General features: G+C 73.9%; 1 protein-coding gene and 3 pseudogenes. 2 read left to right on the forward strand and 2 right to left on the reverse strand.

The features are described from left to right. Positions 1 to 154: pseudogene (locus tag JF597_RS54480) on the forward strand (bifunctional 5,10-methylene-tetrahydrofolate dehydrogenase/5,10-methylene-tetrahydrofolate cyclohydrolase); the annotation flags it as partial. Between the two features lie 7 nt (positions 155 to 161). Here JF597_RS54480 and JF597_RS54485 read toward each other — a convergent pair. Next, positions 162 to 296, reverse strand: a pseudogene (locus JF597_RS54485) (RICIN domain-containing protein); the annotation flags it as partial. A gap of 133 nt (positions 297 to 429) precedes the next feature. Between JF597_RS54485 and JF597_RS54490 the strand changes: the two are divergent. Beyond that, a complete protein-coding gene (locus JF597_RS54490; RefSeq protein ID WP_294014558.1) occupies positions 430 to 1,659 on the forward strand; it encodes a glycosyltransferase in 1,230 nt (409 codons plus the stop codon). A gap of 35 nt (positions 1,660 to 1,694) precedes the next feature. Here the strand turns inward: JF597_RS54490 and JF597_RS54495 are convergent. Continuing rightward, a pseudogene (locus JF597_RS54495) lies at positions 1,695 to 1,808 on the reverse strand (TetR/AcrR family transcriptional regulator); the annotation flags it as partial.

Genomic DNA, 1,808 nt, shown 5'->3' on the forward strand with positions numbered 1-1,808 from the left:
CGGTTACAACGCCGGGAACGTCGGTGACGTCGACTTCGACTCCGCGGTGGAGCGGGCCTCGCTGATCACGCCGGTGCCGGGCGGGGTCGGTCCGATGACCATCGCCACGCTGCTGGAGCAGACCGTCGACGCGGCGGTGGCCGCCGCCCGGTAGAGCTGGATCAGTTCAGCGTCCACTTCTGGTTGGCCTGGCCGCCGCACGACCACAGGACCGTCTGGGTCCCGTTGGCCGTGCCGGCACCGTAGGCGTCCAGGCAGAAACCGGCATTGACGTTGGTGATGGTGCCGTCGCTGTTCCCGCGCCGAAGCTAGAGTCCCGAGAGGGTGAAGTCAACGGCTGTGACAGGGGTGAACTGGCCGGTGTGCACGGGTCGTTCGCGCGCGACTACGGCCCCCGGCGCCATACTGTCCGTCGTGCGGGTGGCGATCATGACAGCGGGTTCCCGGGGCGATGTGGCCCCGTTCACCGGTCTGGGGCACCGCCTGGCGCGGGCCGGACACGAGGTCACCCTGGTGACCCACGGCCGCTTCGCACCGCTGGCGGCACGGGCCGGCCTCGGCTTCCACGCGCTGCCGGTCGACCCCCGGGCGGAGCTGGAGTCCTCGCGGGGGCGGGCCCTGCACCGCAGCACGACCGGTGTGGGCAAGCTGGCGCGCGTGGTCGCGATGGCGCGGGCGCTGGCTGTGGAGATGGCCGACGACCTGATGGCCGCCGCCCGGGTGAACGACGCGCTTCTCCTCTCCGGATCGGTGGCCCCGCTGGGCCATGCCATCGCCGAGGGCCTGAGACTGCCCAGCCTGGGTCTCAATCTCCAACCCCTCGCGGCCACCCGGGAGTTCGCACCGCCCATGCTGGGCATCGGCTCCTGGGGCGCCCTCGGCAACCGGATCACCGGGGTGGGCCTGAACCTGGCGGTGGAACAGGTCTTCGCCGCGGCCCTCCCACCGGTCCGGGCCCGGCTGGGTCTGCCTCCGACGGGCACGGCCGCGGCACTGCGCGCCCGCGAACGGCAGGGCTGGCCGGTGCTGCACGGATTCAGCAAGCGTGTGGTCGCCCGGCCTCGCGACTGGCGGTCCGGTCTCGACGTGGCGGGCTACTGGTGGCCGTACGACGGCGACGCACCGCTCCCCGACGATCTGCGGGACTTCATCGAGGCCGGCCCGCCCCCGGTCTTCGTGGGCCTGGGCAGCGCGACCGTGCCCGACCCCGTCCGGGTCAGCACCGAGATCGTGCGTGCCCTGCGCCGGGCCGGGCTGCGCGGTGTGATCCAGCGCGGCTGGGCGGGCCTGACCGCGACCGGCGACGACATGCTGACCATCGACGAGGTCCCGCACGCCGCGCTCTTCCCGCGGATGGCGGCGGTGGTCCACCACGCCGGTGCGGGCACCACGGCGGCCGGCCTGCGCGCCGGGGTACCGGCGGTACCCGTACCGATCCAGTTCGACGAGAGCTTCTGGGCGGCAAGGCTGGTCGCGCTGGGCGTGGCCCCGCGTGCCCTGCCGTTGCGGCGCCTGACCGCCGACGCGCTGGGGGCGGCACTCATCCGGGCGACGCGGGACGCCGGATGTCAGGAGCGGGCACGGACGGTGGGCGCAGACATCCGGGCGGAGGACGGCGCTGCCCCCGTGGTGGCGGCGGTGAACCGGCTGGGAAGCTGACGCCGGCGCGTCTGGAGGGGCCGCACACCCCGTTCTCACCCCCGGGCGGTCTCCCACCCGGGCGGCTGCAGGATCCCCAGCAGTTGCCGCACGAGCTCCTCCACGACCTCGTCCAGGGTCGCCTCCACCCACCCCGCACTCCAGTCGTG

This window comes from Streptomyces sp. (assembly GCF_019510245.1).
GTDB lineage: Bacteria > Actinomycetota > Actinomycetes > Streptomycetales > Streptomycetaceae > Streptomyces.

What these genes read in the sequence shown, in the direction of transcription:
- JF597_RS54490 (WP_294014558.1), top strand. Translation starts at nt 430, where the DNA reads ATGACAGCGGGTTCCCGGGGCGATGTGGCCCCGTTCACCGGTCTGGGG.